Below are 14,960 nucleotides of genomic sequence, written 5' to 3' on the forward strand. Positions count from 1 at the left end.
AGCCCTGGCGCAGTGTGTGGTGCTCGCTCCAATGCGATCTCGACGCATTACCCCCGAATCGGGGAATCGGCTGGGGAATCCTCCCCAGTCGGTGTTGAATGTCAGCTTAAGCCTTTGAAAAAACGATAAAAAATTTATGGCATGCCACTTGCTCCGGCTTTGCGCAGAACGTCTGTGTTTTCCGGAGGTGCAGCATGATGACCCCGTCGAAAGGCTCCGTCCTGACTTCACTGGCCCTGACCCTGCTGGGGTGGGGCGCGGTGAGCGAGGCTGCGGTGCAGTGCCAGCGCACGCTGGTGGCCAACGTAGTGGCACTGGATCAGCCGCTGATGTTCAACCGCCTGGGGGCACAGAATGCCAATGGAATGATCTTCGCCCTGCGCCAGGACGTGGTGGACGAACACCTGGTGCCGCTGAGCAACGGCGGGGCGGCGGTTCCCGGCAAGGTCACCTTGCGGCCGGACAAGCGTCCGCGGCCGATCGTGCTGCGGGTTGCGGCCGGTGACTGCCTGACAGTCAACCTGACTAACCTGCTGGCCTACCAGGCCAATCCCAACAAACATGGCTTCGATCCCGAAGACAACGTAGTCGAGGGCGAGCAAGCCCCGGAACTGGAAATCGAAAACCTCGAAGGGCCTGTGGCCGACGAGCAGGTCACCGACCGCTTCGTGGGCTTCCAGGTCAACGGTATGCAGGCGGTCAACGGCATCAGCGACATCGCCGCCAACACCGGCCGCAACGGCAACTTCCTGGTGGCACCGGGCAACACCCGCAGCTACACCCTCTATGCCGAGCGTGAAGGCGCGTTCGCCGCTACCAGCAAGGGCGCCACGTTCGGCGGCGAAGGCACGGCGGGCAATGTCTCCAACGGCCTGTTCGGCCAGGTGGTGGTGGTTCCCAAGAATGGGCGAACCTTTCGCAACACCCTGACCGAAGAGGAAATGCGCCTGGCCACCACCGGCCGCACCGCCACCGGCCAGCCGGTGATCGACTACAACGCCCGCTATCCACAGGTCGAGCCATGGATCGCCGAAGGCAAGGCGGGCAAGCCGATCATCGCGATGGTCGATGGCAACGAGATCCTCAGCAGCGAAACCGACGCCATCGTCATGGGCCCCAACCAGGACGGTAGTTTCCCGCCCTCGACCTACCCGCTGGAGTCCATCGGCAAGCGCAACCCGGCGCTGCCCAACCGGCTGGAAGCCTTCCGCGACTTCGCCTCGCAGTTCGCCGATGAAGTGGCCGGTACCCAGGCCTTCCCCGGTTACTGGGCGGACCCGGTGATGGGGCATGTGCTGGAGCCGACCCGTGATTCGTTCATGATCAACTACGGCTCCGGCGGCATGGGCGCCGAGGTGATCGCCAACCGCCTGGGCGTGGGGCCGATGCATGACTGCCTGTCCTGCGCCTACGAGGAATTCTTCCTCAGTGCCCACACCGTGGGCGACGTCGGCACCTTGGTGGATGTCCCGGCCAACGTTGGCCTGGAGCACATCCGCCCCGGCGAGACGCCGCCGGCCAATGCGGTCGGGGTCAAGGCCACCATGGCCCTGTACCCCTCGGAGCCGGCCAACGTGCACCACAGCTACATCGGTGACTTCACCAAATTCCGCAATACCCACAATGGCCATGAGCAGCACATCTTCCACCTGCACGGCCACCAATGGCTGTTCAACCCCAACGACGACAACTCCGACTACATCGATGCCCAAGGCATCGGTGCCGGTGGCGGCTATACCTATGAAATCGCCAACGGGGGCTCGGGTAACCGCAACCGGGTGGCGGGCGATGCTATCTATCACTGCCACTTCTATCCGCATTTCGCCCAAGGCATGTGGGCTATGTGGCGGGTGCACGATGTATTCGAGCAGGGCACCCGCCTGGCCGTGAGCGGCGAAGGCGAAAATGGCTTCCATACCGTGCCTTTCGGCCTGCGCAGCGGCAAGCCGGCAGCAGGCGCGCGGGCGTTGCCGGATGGCGAGATCATTGCCGGCACGCCGATTCCGGCCATCGTGCCGCTACCCGGCAAGGCCATGGCGCCGATGCCTGGCAAAGTCACCGTGGTGCCGAAGCTGGCCGAGACCCTCGTGGCAGAGCAGGACGACGATGACGAACCTGAAGCGGGCGATGACGATCATCCGCAGGAAACCAACGCGCCGCGTGCCGTGGGGTCCCTGGCCCTGGTCGATCGCAGCGAGAGCAATCGCAACGCCGATGGCACCCTGAAGAACCCCGGCTATCCGTTCTGGGTCGGGGGCATGGAGAGCAGTGTCGGCCAACGTCCGCCGACCCCGCCGCTGGACATGCTCGACCCGGCCCTGGCCCGTCAGCTCAAGGACAGCGGCAAGGCCCTGTGGGCCAACCTCGACCCCAACCAGGTCGACGGCTGGAACGGTGGCCTGGGCCGCCATGCGCTGGACGGCGTCTCCGCAGGCGGCGAAGCCGAGATCACCACCACCAAGCTGGACTTCTCCAAGTCGGTGCAAAAGGCCAAGCCGATCTACCTGCCGGAAGAAGGCACCGACGTCGAACAGGCTGCCATGCAGTTCCATGCCAAGGCCGAGCATCCCAGCTATGCGCTGATGCTCGGCAGCGCGCCGGTACCGCGCAACTTCCGCACCAACGGTGCCTTGCCCACGGCCGGCGCGCCGTACTACGAGCCTTGCATGGATGACCGCGGCAAGCGCCTGACCCAGTCCTCAGGCGTGGGCGAGTTCATCAGCGGCGAAAGTCTGGGCGCCATGAGCTTCCGTGGCAGTTCCACCTTCACCGCCGACCGTCCGCGCATCTACAAGGGCGCCAACATCCAGTTCGACGCGGTGTACAACAAGGTCGGCTACCACTTCCCGCAGGCGCGCATCATCGCCCTGTGGGAGGACGCGTGGCCGGTGATCACCAAGCAGCGCCCACCGGAGCCGCTGGTGATGCGCATGAACACCTTCGATTGCACCATGTACCAGCACACCAACCTGATCCCGTCGTTCTACGAGATGGACGACTACCAGGTGCGCACCCCGACCGACGTGATCGGTCAGCACATCCACCTGCCCAAGTGGGACCTGACCGCTGCCGACGGCTCGGCCAACGGCTGGAACTATGAAGACGGCATCCTCTCGCCCGGCAGTGTGGTCGAACGTATACAGGCCATCCGCAGCTTCAACGGCTGTACCGAGGGCGATCCACGCGACGGCACCGACACCTGCCCGAAAGCCAAGCAACACCCGTACTTCGGGCGCTTCGGTCGGGCCGATTGGCTGGGCGCGCGTACCGCCATGCAGCGTTGGTTCGCCGACCCTTTGATCAACGTGCATAACGTCGACCGGGGCCTGGGCACCATCTTCACCCACGACCACCTCGGCCCATCGACCCACCAGCAACTGGGCCTGTACGCCACGGTGCTGGCCGAGCCTGCCGGCTCGACCTGGTACCACGCCGAAACGGGCGAAAAGCTGTACAACCCGGCCACACGCCAGGATGGCGGGCCGACCTCGTGGCAAGCGGTGATCCAGACCGGCGATCATGACGGTGACGGTAAGAATGACAGCTATCGCGAGTTCTTCCTGGAGTACAGCGACTTCCAGCATGCCTATGAAGCGGGCGTGTATGTGGGGGCAGGCCCGGACGGCAAGCCTGACGGCCAGGCTTATCCGGCCACGGCTGACAGCTTCCGCTACGCTATCAACCCGCCTGTGCGGCAGAAGGCCTCCAACCTGCTCGAAGCGATCGTCGAGTCGCGCGGCGGGCTGGCCCCAGGCTGCCCAAGCCGTCCGTGCCCGCAGGCGATCTCGGTGGATGACCCTGGCATGTTCGTCGTCAACTACCGCAACGAACCACTGGCCTTGCGCGTGTTCGACCCGAACAAGGTCGGCCCGGATGGCAAGCGCGGCATGCAGGCCGACGGCATGGCCGGCGACCTGGCCTACGCCATGCAAAGCCGCACCGACCGCGCCATCCCGGCGATGAACCTGGCACCCTCGGCGATCACCTCGGCGGTCGGGCCGACCGGCGGCACCACGCTGTTTCCGCCGCACATCAACCAGGGCACCGAGCCGGGCGACCCGTTCACCCCGATGCTGCGCACCTATTCGGGTGACAACGTGCGGCTGCGCATGCATGCCGGTGGTCATGAGGAGGAGCACAACATCACCCTGCACGGCGTGAAATGGCTGCAGAACGGCTCTGGCTTCGGCAACAGCTCCAACTCGGGCTGGAAGTCGTCGCAAATGATCGGGATTTCCGAGCAGCTGGGCTTCATGGCGCCGGTGTCGATGATCTCCAGTTCCGCCGCCACCAACGGTGACTACCTGTACTCCCTCGATGCGGCGCTGGAGGGTTACTGGAACGGCATCTGGGGCCTCATGCGCAACTACACGGCCCAGCGCGCGGACCTGTTCGCGCTGCCGAACAACCCGCAACCGGTGGCCATGCGCAACACCGTGGCGTTCGACGGCATCTGCCCGAAAACCACGGCCAACGCCAATGGCATCGGCAGCCGGCCGACGGTCAAGCGCAGCTATGAAGTGGTTGCGGCTTTGGCCAACGACATCCTGGAGAACCGCAACGGGGTCAGCATCGCCGACCCGGCCGGTATCGGCCAGCATGTCGGCGGCCCGCTCAAGGCCAACGGCGGCACGTTGGTGTTCAACAGCCGTCGGACCAGCATCCCACTGGTGTCTGGGGTCGATCCGGAAGATGGCGAGACCTTCACCATCGGTGGCCATGCCGCACCGCTGCATGACCCGACCGCGATCCTGTACGTGCGCAAGGCCGACCTGGACCCGACCACCGGCAAGCTCAAGGCTGGCGTCCCAGTGGAGCCGCTGGTGCTGCGCGCCAATTCCGGCGACTGCATCAGCATCACCCTGGAGAACCGCCTGCCGATGGTCATGCCGGATCTGGCAAGCACCGCGGTCATGCATGGGGTGGTCAAGCGCGATCGCAACGCCAGCGAAGGCTCCACCGCGTTCAACAACAACCAGATGCGGCCATCGAGCCACGTGGGCCTGCACGCCCAGCTGCTGGCCTACGACATCACCAAGTCCGACGGTGCCAACGTTGGCCTGAACCCGGTGCAGACCGTACCGCCACGCGTGGGCACCAGTGGCGCCTACCCCAGCAAGGTGTACCAGTTCTATGCCGGGCACCTGGAGCGCGAAGGCAAACCGGTGCTGCAGTTGGGCCGCACGGTGGACAACATCAACACCACGGCCATCGAGTTCGGCGGCCTCAACCTGACCCCGGCGGATGTGATCAAGCAGCCGCAAAAAGGTCTGGTCGGCGCCATGAGCATCCTGCCCCAAAGCGCGACCTGGACCGAGGACACTGCCAGCCGTGCCCAGGCCACCGTCAAGGTCACTGGCCAGCCGGACTACCGCGACTTCGTCACGGTGTGGCAACGCTCGCTGAACATGCGCTGGGCCGATGGCCGGCCAGTGGAGGGCATCAACACCGAGGGCAATGGCGCAGCGGGCGACCCGCAGGACAACGGCAACATGGCCGTCAACTACAAGACCGAGCCTTTGTGGCTGCGCTTTGGCATGGCGCCTGACTCGCCGTTCGGCCGTGCCGATGGCTTGGGCTTTGGCGATGTGCCCAACGCCCATATGGCCTACAGCAACGATCTGGTCGGTGGCGACCCGCAGACCCCGGTGCTCTGGGCCAAGCCCGGCCAGCCGCTGCGCAACCACATCCTCATGCCCAGCGGTGGCAGCCGCGGCATGATCTACCAGCTCGATGGGCACCTGTGGCCACTGCACGCTCACCAGGCGGAGAAGAGCGACGTCAATGGCTACCCCATGGGGTTGCCTGGCATCGGCTCGGTGCGCTTTGGCTACAACCCGATGGCGATGTACATCGGCGCCCAGGAAAGCGTGCTGCCGGCCGCGCACTTCAGCTTCATGCTGCCCAGCGCAGGCGGCGCCAACGGCGTGCCGGGCGACTACCTGTTCCGCGACTACGGGGCCTACGGCAACCTTTCCGGGCTGTGGGGGATTTTGCGGGTCACCAATGAAGCCCCGCCGGCCACCGCCCCGGCACAATGAGAAGAGGGGGAGCGCGCATGAACAAGAAGACTCGTCCCGCCTACCTGGGGTTGATGGTGGGGTTGACATTGATCGGCCTGGGTCTGGCCTACGACAAGCTGTGGTGCGACCCGCGCGAGCTGCTGCAGGAGCAGGCCGATCCCCAGGGCCTGCACCGGCTCAGCCGGGACGGCGTGACCGTGGAGTTCGAGGCGCGCCCCCTCGATGGCGGCGAACTGCGCGAGGGCAACTTCGCCAACATCCGCTTCAAGGTCAGCGACCAGACCAGCGGCCAGCCGCTCTCGGGGATGGCCCCTGGCGCCTGGCTGGACCCGGCCCAGTCGGCGCCGCCCGGCGATCGCCAGAGCAGCTGCAAGGCGCGGGTGGCGCTGTTTCTCAAGAGCAGCATCGGCGCGCGGCCCTTGCTGGATCTGAACAGCTACTTCCTGCTGGTCCTGAACAAGGATGCCAGCCTCACGGTCATCGACCCCACCGTTTCGGTGGGCGGGGTCACCAGCACGCTGGCGCGCATCGACCTGCCGGGCCGGCCGATGGACTGGGTGGCCACCGGCGATGACCGGCAGGTGTTCGTGTCCATGCCCGAGCGCAACCAGGTGGCGGTGATCGACACCGAGACCTTCACCCGCGTGGCCACCCTGGAGGCGGGCGAGCAGCCGCTGCGGGTGGCCTTGCAGCCGGACCAACGCCGGCTGTGGGTGGGCAACAACAGCGACGATCCGGCCAAGGGTGGGGTGACGGTAATCGATGTGCCCAGCCGCACCATGCTCAAGACCTTCGCCACCGGCTCCGGGCATCACGAGATCGCCTTTAGCAGCGACTCACGCTACGCCTTCGTCAGCAACCGCGATGCCGGCACCCTGAGCATCATCGACATCGCCGACATGCGCCTGGCCAAGACCCTGCCGGTGGGCCCCCATCCGCTGTCGGTGGCCTATTCGGCGCTGTCCCAGGCGGTTTACGTGGCCGATGGCAAGGAAGGCACGGTGCGGGTGATCGACGCCCGCAGCCACCAGCTGCGCAACACCGTCAAGGCTGAGCAGGGCCTGGGGCCGATGCGTTTCAGCGAGGACGGTCGCTACGGCATCGTGCTCAACACCCTGGAAAACCAGGCCCTGGTGATCGACGCCAGCAACGATCAATTGATTCACCGCCTCCCGGTCGCGGCCGAGCCGTACCAGCTGACCTTCACCAAGGGCTATGCCTACGTGCGCGGCCTGGCCTCGCCGAAAGTCAGCATGATCAACTTGGCCAGCCTGGGGGCCGGGCGTGAGCCGATCATCCAGGGCTTCGAGGCCGGCCCCGCCGCGCCACGCCAGGCAGGCGATTTGCCGTTGGCACAGGGGCTGACCGTGGCCCGCGACGACAACTCAGTATTCGTGGTCAACCCGGTGGACAACACCACGTACTTCTACGCCGAGGGCATGAACGCCCCGATGTCGGGCTACAACAACCGTGGGCACCAGGCCCGCGCGGCGATCGTGGTCGACCGCAGCCTGCGCGAAATCGCCCCGGGGGTATACGGCTCGACGGTGAAACTGCCGGCGGCAGGCACCTTCGACGTGGCGTTCCTGCTCAACCAGCCGCAGATCATCCACTGCTTCAGCACCCAGGTCTCGGCAGCGCCGGACGCGGTCAAGCGCAAAGGGGTGCATGCCGAATTCCTGGGTAACGAGCAGCCTGCATTGCAAAACACTGCCTATATCGCCCGCGTGCGCATCCTCGGGGACGACGGTGAGCCACGCCTGGGCCTGCGTGACCTGAGCCTGCGCTACTTCCTGGCGCCTTCGTCGATGCCGCGCAGCCTGCCGCTGCAAGAGATGGGGGATGGTGTTTACCAAGGATCGCTGCAACTGGCCGAGACGGGCGCCTGGTACCTGCACGTGCAGTCGCCGACCTTGGGCCGCAAGTTCGCCGAAGAGAACTACACCAGTCTGCGCGTCCTGCCGGCCGCCGTACCTACCGCTTCCCACGTGGAACCCAGGAGTGTGAGATGAACGCCAAGCTCGCCTGCAATCTGCTTGCCCTGAGCCTGCTGCTCGGAGGCGAGCACGTCCTGGCCCACGCCGGGCATGACCACAGCGGCCATGCCGAGCAACCGCCGGCAGCCCGTCAGGAGAAGGCCAGCGTGCGCTTTGCCGACGTGTCGTTGCTCGACCAGAACGGCATGCCGGTGCGCCTGGAGAAGGACCTGGTGGGCGACCGCCTGGTGGTCATGGGCTTCATCTACACCCGTTGCACCACGGTCTGCCCGGTGGTCTCGTCGATCATGTCCAAGGTCCAGCAGCAGTTGGGTGGACGTGTGGGCCAGGAGATCCAGCTGGTATCGATCAGCGTCGACCCCCAGCGCGATGATTCCAAGCGCTTGCTTGGCTACGCCAAGGCATTCCAGCGTGGCCCGGGGTGGAGCTGGTTGACTGGCTCGTCCTATGCCATCACCGAGACGCTCAAGGGCCTGGGCAGCTTCAGTGCCGACCTGAGCCAGCATCCACCATTGATCCTGGTCGGTGACGGGCGCAGCGGCCATTGGACCCGCTACTACGGCTTTACCGATCCGGCCGTGCTGATCAGCGAAATCAACCGCCTCAGCGCTCGCCGTGTGCACGCCAAGAGCACCGCCATCGCCGGTGGGCCGGACAGCCAGGAGGTGCAGCCATGAGCAGCTCGACGATTCGCCGCGTCGGCATGCGGGGCCTGGATTGGCTGACCCTGGTCGGCTGCCTGTGGATCCTCGCTTCGGTGGCCGTGGCCCATGACGGCGGCCATGACGGCCAAGCGCCGAGCGCGCCCCAGCCACAGCCCGCGCCCCAAGCGATGAGCAGCGGTGGCGGCACCCGCGATGCGCAGACCTGGTTCACCGACACCGTGCTCAAGGACCAGAACGGGCGTGAGCTGCGCTTCTACAGCGATGTGCTCAAGGACAAGGTGGTGATGCTCAACGTCATCTTCACCCACTGCAACGACGCCTGCCCCCTGATCACCCGCAAGCTGCGCGAGGTACGCGAAGCCATGGGCCCTGAGCTGGCCGGGCAGGTCACCTTCGTGTCCATCAGCAGCGATCCGCTCAACGACACCCCCGAGGCGCTCAAGGCCTTTGCCCAGAAACAAGGCGCGGATGGACCGAACTGGCTGTTCCTGACTGGGGACAAGGCCAATGTCGACCTGGTGCTGGGGCGTCTCGGGCAGTTCCTGCCCAGCCCCGAGCAGCACTCTACCCAGTTGATCGCCGGCGACGTGGCCGGCAAACGTTGGAGCAAGATCCGGCCCGACGCACCGCCCGTTGCCATCGCCCAGCGCATGCAAGTGCTGGCCCAGCCCCTGGCGGGACGGTGAGTGCCATGCGCCTTCTGCCCCTGGTGGTGTGGCTCGGCCTGTTCGCGAGCCACACGGCGCTGGCCTTGGACCTGACCGAGCAGGAGCAGGCGGGCAAGCGCTTGTACCGCGAAGGGGTGTCCAGCAGCGACGCGCAGTTGATGGCCCGGGTGGGCGCCAGCGACATCAGTGTGCCGGCCAGTGTGCTGCCGTGTGCCAGTTGCCATGGCAACGATGGCCGTGGCCGCGCCGAAGGCGGGGTACGCCCGCCGAGCCTGGATTGGCAGCGCCTGGCGTTGGGGCAGGGCGAGCGTGAGGCCAATGGCCGACGCTACCCGGCCTATGCCGAAGCAACGCTGGCGCGTGCCGTCGGGCAAGGCATCGACCCTGCAGGCAACCGCCTGGACCCGGCCATGCCACGTTTCGAATTGACCCTGGCCGACCAGCGCAACCTCACCGCCTACCTCAAGCGCCTGGGCCAGGAACGCGACCCAGGCGTGGAAGAGCACATCCTGCGTCTGGGCACCTTGCTGCCGGCCAGCGGGCCGCTGGCCGAGGCGGGCAGGGTGGTGCGCGCAGTGCTGGAGGACGGCCTGGCGCAACTCAACCAGCAGGGCGGGCTGCACGGTCGGCGGCTGGAGCTGGTGGTGCTAGACCCGGGTCATACGCCCGCCAGCGCCGAACAGGCCCTCGAGCGTTTGCTCGACGACGCGCAGGTCTTCGCCCTCATCGCGCCGTTGGCGCCGATGCTCGACGCGCGTCTGGGCAGCGCACTCGAACAACGTGGCGTGCCGCTGGTCGGCAGCTCCCCTGGCAGTGTCGGCAGTGCGCAGATCTTCGATCCGTTGCCAAGCCTGCCCGAGCAATTGCAGAGCCTGGCCGGTTTCGCCCGTGACCGCCTGGGCGTGGGGCCTGACGGGCTGCGGGTGATCTATGCCGGCAGCGAGCAGGCGGCACCTGCCGAGGCGCTGCGCCAGCGACTGCTCGCCGCCGGCTGGACGCCGGGGCCGGTGCAAGTCTTCGCGGGGCAGGCGGTGGAGGGCGAGGGCGTCGTCTTCCTGGGGCGCGCCCAGGCGTTCGGCGAGTTGGCGCAGGCGCAGCAGGCCGCAGGCCGCAAAGCCTACCTGTTCGCGGCCTCGAGCCAGGTCGCAGGTGCCCTGGCGGGGTTGTCTGCCGACTGGTCGCAGCGGCTGTTCCTGGCCTATCCCTTCACGCCCCAGGACTGGACCGAGCAAGGGCGGGCCGCGCTCAACGGGCTGCGTCAGCGCCAAGGGCTCGATGGTCGCCAGGCGGCGTTGCAGGTCAGCACCCGCTGCGCGCTGCTGCTGATGGCCGAGGCCCTTAGACAGGTAGGGCGGGACGCTAGCCGGGAGCAGTTGGTGCGAGCCCTGGAGGGGCTGCATGACCTGGACACCGGCCTCACGCCGGCGCTGGGATTCGGCCCCGGCCGGCGTCAGGGCCTTGCCGGTGCCCACGTGGTGGCGGTGACGCTGCCTGGCCCGCAGTTCCAGACTGTCGCTGCGTACAAGCCACTGCCGCTTACCCCTTGAAGGAGGTCGTCATGCGCATCGTGTTGCTGTGTCTGCTCCTGGGGTTCGCGCCGTTGGGTCAGGCGGACGTCGCCGTGGCGAGGGTCAATGGCGTCGAGATCAGCAGCATGCGCCTTGAGCGCTACTTTGCCGAATACCTCCAGGATCAAGGTCGACCGGTCGCCAGTATACGCAGCCCGAGCCTGTACAAGCGCTTGCGCGACCAGGCCCTGGACGAGCTGATCGACAAGGAGCTGCTGTGGCAGGAGGCCCAGCGCCGTGGCGTGGTCGTCAGCGAGGAGAGCGTATCGGCCCGTCTCGCTGAGCTGGAGCGGGCCTTCGGCAGCGCTGCGGTGTTCGAGCAACGTCTTGCCGAGGCCGGCTTCGATAGGACTGAGTACGCCGACTACACTCGTCACGAGATGGCCGCGCAGCAACTGTACGCCCAGATGACCGCCACCGATGAGCCCACCCCAGAGCAGGTCGAAGCCTTCTATCAGGCAAACAGGGAAAGATTGCAACGGATGCAGAACCAAAGTACCAATACCTTAGTCGAACGAGAGCAGGGTCTGGCCTTGGCCAGGCTCGCGCTCGTGGACGAAATGCAGGCCCAGGCCCGCCAGTCGGTGCGTAAGCGCTTGCGCGAAGGTGCGAAGGTCGAGCTTGCCGACTGAATGTGAGAGGCCGCTTGCACATTGCGCTGCCACGGGCTTGCCCGGCAGGGGGTTTTCCCCAATGCTGGGGGTAAGCGATCGGGCAAAGTGCCATCAACTTCCCCGCAAGTGGGGGAGCCGGTCCTCGCCTGGATTGAGTGATACCGCAAAATCAACGACTTACAGTGGTGCGACATGACTATTCACGCCTGGCACGAAGGATGCTCAAGCCTGTACAAGGCCGAACTCCAGAGACCGGGCAACCGGGAAGTTCTTGGGAGTCGACCTTGGTGAACAGAGTATTGGTAGTCGATGACGAACAGACCCTTGCGCAGAACCTGCAGGCCTACCTGCAAGCGCAAGGCCTGGAAGTCCATGTCGCCCACGACGGTATCAGTGGCATTGCCCAGGCACAGGTCCTGGCACCGGATGTGATCGTACTGGATTACCGCTTGCCCGATATGGAGGGGTTCGAGGTCCTGGAGACCGTGCGCAGGAGCATGCAGTGCCATTTCGTGCTGATCACCGCCCACCCGACCGCCGAAGTCCGTGAGCGGGCCGCGGCACTCGGTGTCACCCATGTCCTGTTCAAGCCGTTCCCATTGGCGGAACTGGCCCGCGCAGTCGCCGACCTGACCGGCCCACAGCACCAGACTCGGACAGCGGATACACAGGCCGAGGGGTTCGTCGAACGACGCCAGAACAGGAACCAGACGTTCCCCCTGCAGATGTACGATGGCAGCTGGGTACTGGCCGACCGCCGACGCAACGGCGTGAAACCGCCCACACCTGACGACGAACTGCTCACCGGGGAATAGCGGCGCCCGCGGCCACCCCGGCAACCCCGAGCCAGCCTGCGACGCGCCCCTGAGCGGAGTCGCAGGCCATGTCAGACGTCGTCGATACAGCCCAAGCACCCCAGCCTGTACAGGGTCCTTCGCGGGTAGACCCGCTCCCACAGGATCTCCATTGCCTCCAGGCGCGCACTGAGCCTGTGGGCGATGCACCACGGATTGGTGCCTACCCCCGCGAACTGCTGGTCCAGGCCCGCCTGCAAGCCGGTGACGAGCGCCTGCTCAGCTGCCTGGTGCGCCTTGCCGGCGACGACGCCGCCACCTTCACCCAACGCCTGGGCGCCACCCTCCATTACCCCGTACTCGACAGCCAGGCACTGTTCGCCAGCACGCCGCTGTTCGAGCAGGTCAGCCTGGCACAGTGCCTCAAACGCGAGTTCATCCTGGTCCAGCACCAAGGCCAGGCCGTCGGCGTGTTCGCCGACCCCTTCGACAATACCCGCCTGGCCTGGATCGACGATTGCCTGCAGGGCGCGCCGCTGTACCTGGCCCATGCCGCCGACATCGCCGCCTTCCTGGCCCGCCAGGAGGAGAGTTTCCATGCCGTCGACGCCCTGGAGCACGATGCCGAGCCCGGCACCGAGACCGATCCGCTGCAGCGTCTGTCGCTGACCAGCATCAGCGAGGACCAGAGCAAGGTGGTCAAGCTGGTCAACTCGACCCTCTACGACGCCCTCAAGCAGCATGCCAGCGACATCCACCTGAGCATGACCGGCCAGGGGCTGACCATCAAATACCGCATCGACGGCGTGCTCAACGGTGCCGGCAAGGCCAGTGGCAGTGCCTTCGCCGACCAAGTGATCTCGCGTATCAAGGTCATGGCCGAGCTGGACATCGGCGAAAAGCGCGTGCCCCAGGATGGCCGCTTCAAGGTCGCGGTGGGCGAGCGTCAAATCGACTTCCGCGTCTCGATCATGCCGAGCATCTTCGGCGAAGACGCCGTGCTGCGGGTACTGGACAAACAGGACTTGTCCGACCGGGTCAGCGGGGTGCAGTTGCAGGCCCTGGGCTTTGCCGACCACACCCTGGTGGCCCTGCGCCGCCTGGCCGCCGAGCCCTACGGCATGATCCTGGTGACCGGCCCCACCGGCAGCGGCAAGACCACCACGCTCTACGCGATGATCAGCGAGATCAACCACGGCGTGGACAAGATCATCACCATCGAAGACCCGGTCGAGTATCAATTGCCGGGTGTGCTGCAGATTCCAGTCAACGAGAAGAAGGGGCTGACCTTCGCCCGGGGTCTGCGCTCGATCCTGCGTCATGACCCGGACAAGATCCTGGTCGGCGAGATCCGCGACCCGGACACCGCCCAGATCGCCGTGCAATCGGCCCTGACCGGGCACCTGGTGTTCACCACCATCCACGCCAACAACGTCTTCGATGTGATCGGCCGCTTCAGCCAGATGCAGGTCGACCCCTACAGTTTCGTCTCGGCGCTCAACGCCGTGCTGGCCCAGCGCCTGATTCGCCTGGCCTGCCCGCATTGCGCGGTCCACGCCGAGCCGGATGACGAAACCCTGGCCGCCTCGGGGCTCACCCGTGAAGGCGTGGCTGGATGGACCTTCGTTCGCGCCCAGGGCTGCGGCCAGTGCCGTGGCAGTGGTTACCGCGGACGCAGCGCCATCGCCGAATTGCTCCACCTGGATGACGACCTGCGGCAGATGATCGTCGAGCGCCGGCCCCTGTCGCAGATCAAGTCGCTGGCTTGCCAGCGGGGTCTGCGTCTGCTGCGCGCCTCTGCCCTGGACCTGGTCCGCGAGGGCCGTACCACGCTTGAGGAGATCAACCGTGTCACATTTATCGCTTGATCGCTATTGCGCCGTGCTCGGCGCCGAGGGTGTCGGCCTGGGTCGCTGGCACGCCAACCAACATCAGTGGCTGGGCAGCCGCGCCTTCACCTGCGATCCCGCCCAACCGGCCTGGGCACCGGCACTCGAGGCCCTGGGCGAATTGCTCGCCGAACATGCGCCACGGCGGGCCCAGTTGCGGTTGCTGCTGTCGGCGCGCTACAGCCGCTTCTGCCTGGTGCCCTGGAGCGACGCCATCGGCCATCCGCGTGAGCTGGACGCCTACGCCCGGGCCTGCTTCGAGAACCTCTACGGTCAGCCGCTGGACGACTGGCGCATCGTGCTCTCGCCGGAGCCGGCAGGGGCTTCGCGCATCGCCACGGCCTTGCCCGAAGCACTGCTGCAGGCTCTGCAGGCACTGGGCCGGGAAAGCCGCCTGAGCCTGCGCTCGGTCCAGCCTTATCTGATGGCCGCCTATAACCGCTGCTCGGCGCAACTGGAGGAGGGCGATTTTCTTTTCGTGCTCGCCGAGCCACGGCGCAGTGTGCTGCTGCTGGCCGCTGGGGGGGCCTGGCAACAGGTATTGGCCCAAGGCTGCGCCGACAACGACCAGGCGCTGCAGGCGCTGATCGAGCGCACCTGTGAGCTGTACGGCGAGCACCTGCCCAGGGTCTACCTGCATGCGCCGGGGCGAGGGGATGTGCCGCGGTTGGCCGCCGTGCAACTGTGCCAGCCGGCAGGCGACAGCGATCCGCTGTGCGCCATGTGGCGGGCGGTGGCTTGA

General features: G+C 66.3%; 9 protein-coding genes. All 9 read left to right on the forward strand.

Annotation, left to right across the window (positions count from 1 at the left end):
• The first annotated feature begins 194 nt into the window (after positions 1-194).
• The 9 genes from mnxG (at position 195) to DQ397_RS11720 (ending at position 14,960) form a co-directional block, all read left to right on the forward strand.
• Positions 195-6,041, forward strand: coding sequence for a manganese-oxidizing multicopper oxidase MnxG (gene mnxG, locus DQ397_RS11680; RefSeq protein ID WP_043215047.1), 5,847 nt, complete (start codon positions 195-197; stop codon positions 6,039-6,041).
• A 17-nt stretch (positions 6,042-6,058) separates the two neighbouring features.
• On the forward strand, positions 6,059-8,035 hold the full coding sequence (locus DQ397_RS11685; RefSeq protein WP_043215045.1) for a cytochrome D1 domain-containing protein: 1,977 nt from the start codon (positions 6,059-6,061) through the stop codon (positions 8,033-8,035).
• The gene (locus tag DQ397_RS11690; protein WP_043215041.1) at positions 8,032-8,697 is read left to right on the forward strand and encodes an SCO family protein; all 666 of its coding nucleotides are present in this window, start codon (positions 8,032-8,034) and stop codon (positions 8,695-8,697) included. The genes DQ397_RS11685 and DQ397_RS11690 overlap by 4 nt, the downstream gene beginning before the upstream one ends.
• On the forward strand, positions 8,694-9,371 hold the full coding sequence (locus DQ397_RS11695) for an SCO family protein (RefSeq protein ID WP_043215039.1): 678 nt from the start codon (positions 8,694-8,696) through the stop codon (positions 9,369-9,371). The genes DQ397_RS11690 and DQ397_RS11695 overlap by 4 nt, the downstream gene beginning before the upstream one ends.
• Positions 9,372-9,376: 5 nt before the next feature.
• Complete coding sequence (locus tag DQ397_RS11700; RefSeq protein WP_080642157.1) at positions 9,377-10,900, forward strand: ABC transporter substrate-binding protein; 1,524 nt, start codon at positions 9,377-9,379, stop codon at positions 10,898-10,900.
• A gap of 11 nt (positions 10,901-10,911) precedes the next feature.
• Positions 10,912-11,553, forward strand: coding sequence for a SurA N-terminal domain-containing protein (locus tag DQ397_RS11705; RefSeq protein WP_043215036.1), 642 nt, complete (start codon positions 10,912-10,914; stop codon positions 11,551-11,553).
• A 266-nt stretch (positions 11,554-11,819) separates the two neighbouring features.
• Positions 11,820-12,350, forward strand: a complete 531-nt coding sequence (locus tag DQ397_RS11710) for a response regulator (protein WP_043215034.1) — start codon at positions 11,820-11,822, stop codon at positions 12,348-12,350.
• A gap of 68 nt (positions 12,351-12,418) precedes the next feature.
• Positions 12,419-14,197, forward strand: coding sequence for a GspE/PulE family protein (locus tag DQ397_RS11715; RefSeq protein WP_080642156.1), 1,779 nt, complete (start codon positions 12,419-12,421; stop codon positions 14,195-14,197).
• On the forward strand, positions 14,178-14,960 hold the full coding sequence (locus DQ397_RS11720; RefSeq protein ID WP_043215029.1) for a hypothetical protein: 783 nt from the start codon (positions 14,178-14,180) through the stop codon (positions 14,958-14,960). The genes DQ397_RS11715 and DQ397_RS11720 overlap by 20 nt, the downstream gene beginning before the upstream one ends.

It is taken from the genome of Pseudomonas sp. CK-NBRI-02 (assembly GCF_008124495.1).
Lineage (GTDB): Bacteria > Pseudomonadota > Gammaproteobacteria > Pseudomonadales > Pseudomonadaceae > Aquipseudomonas > Aquipseudomonas guariconensis.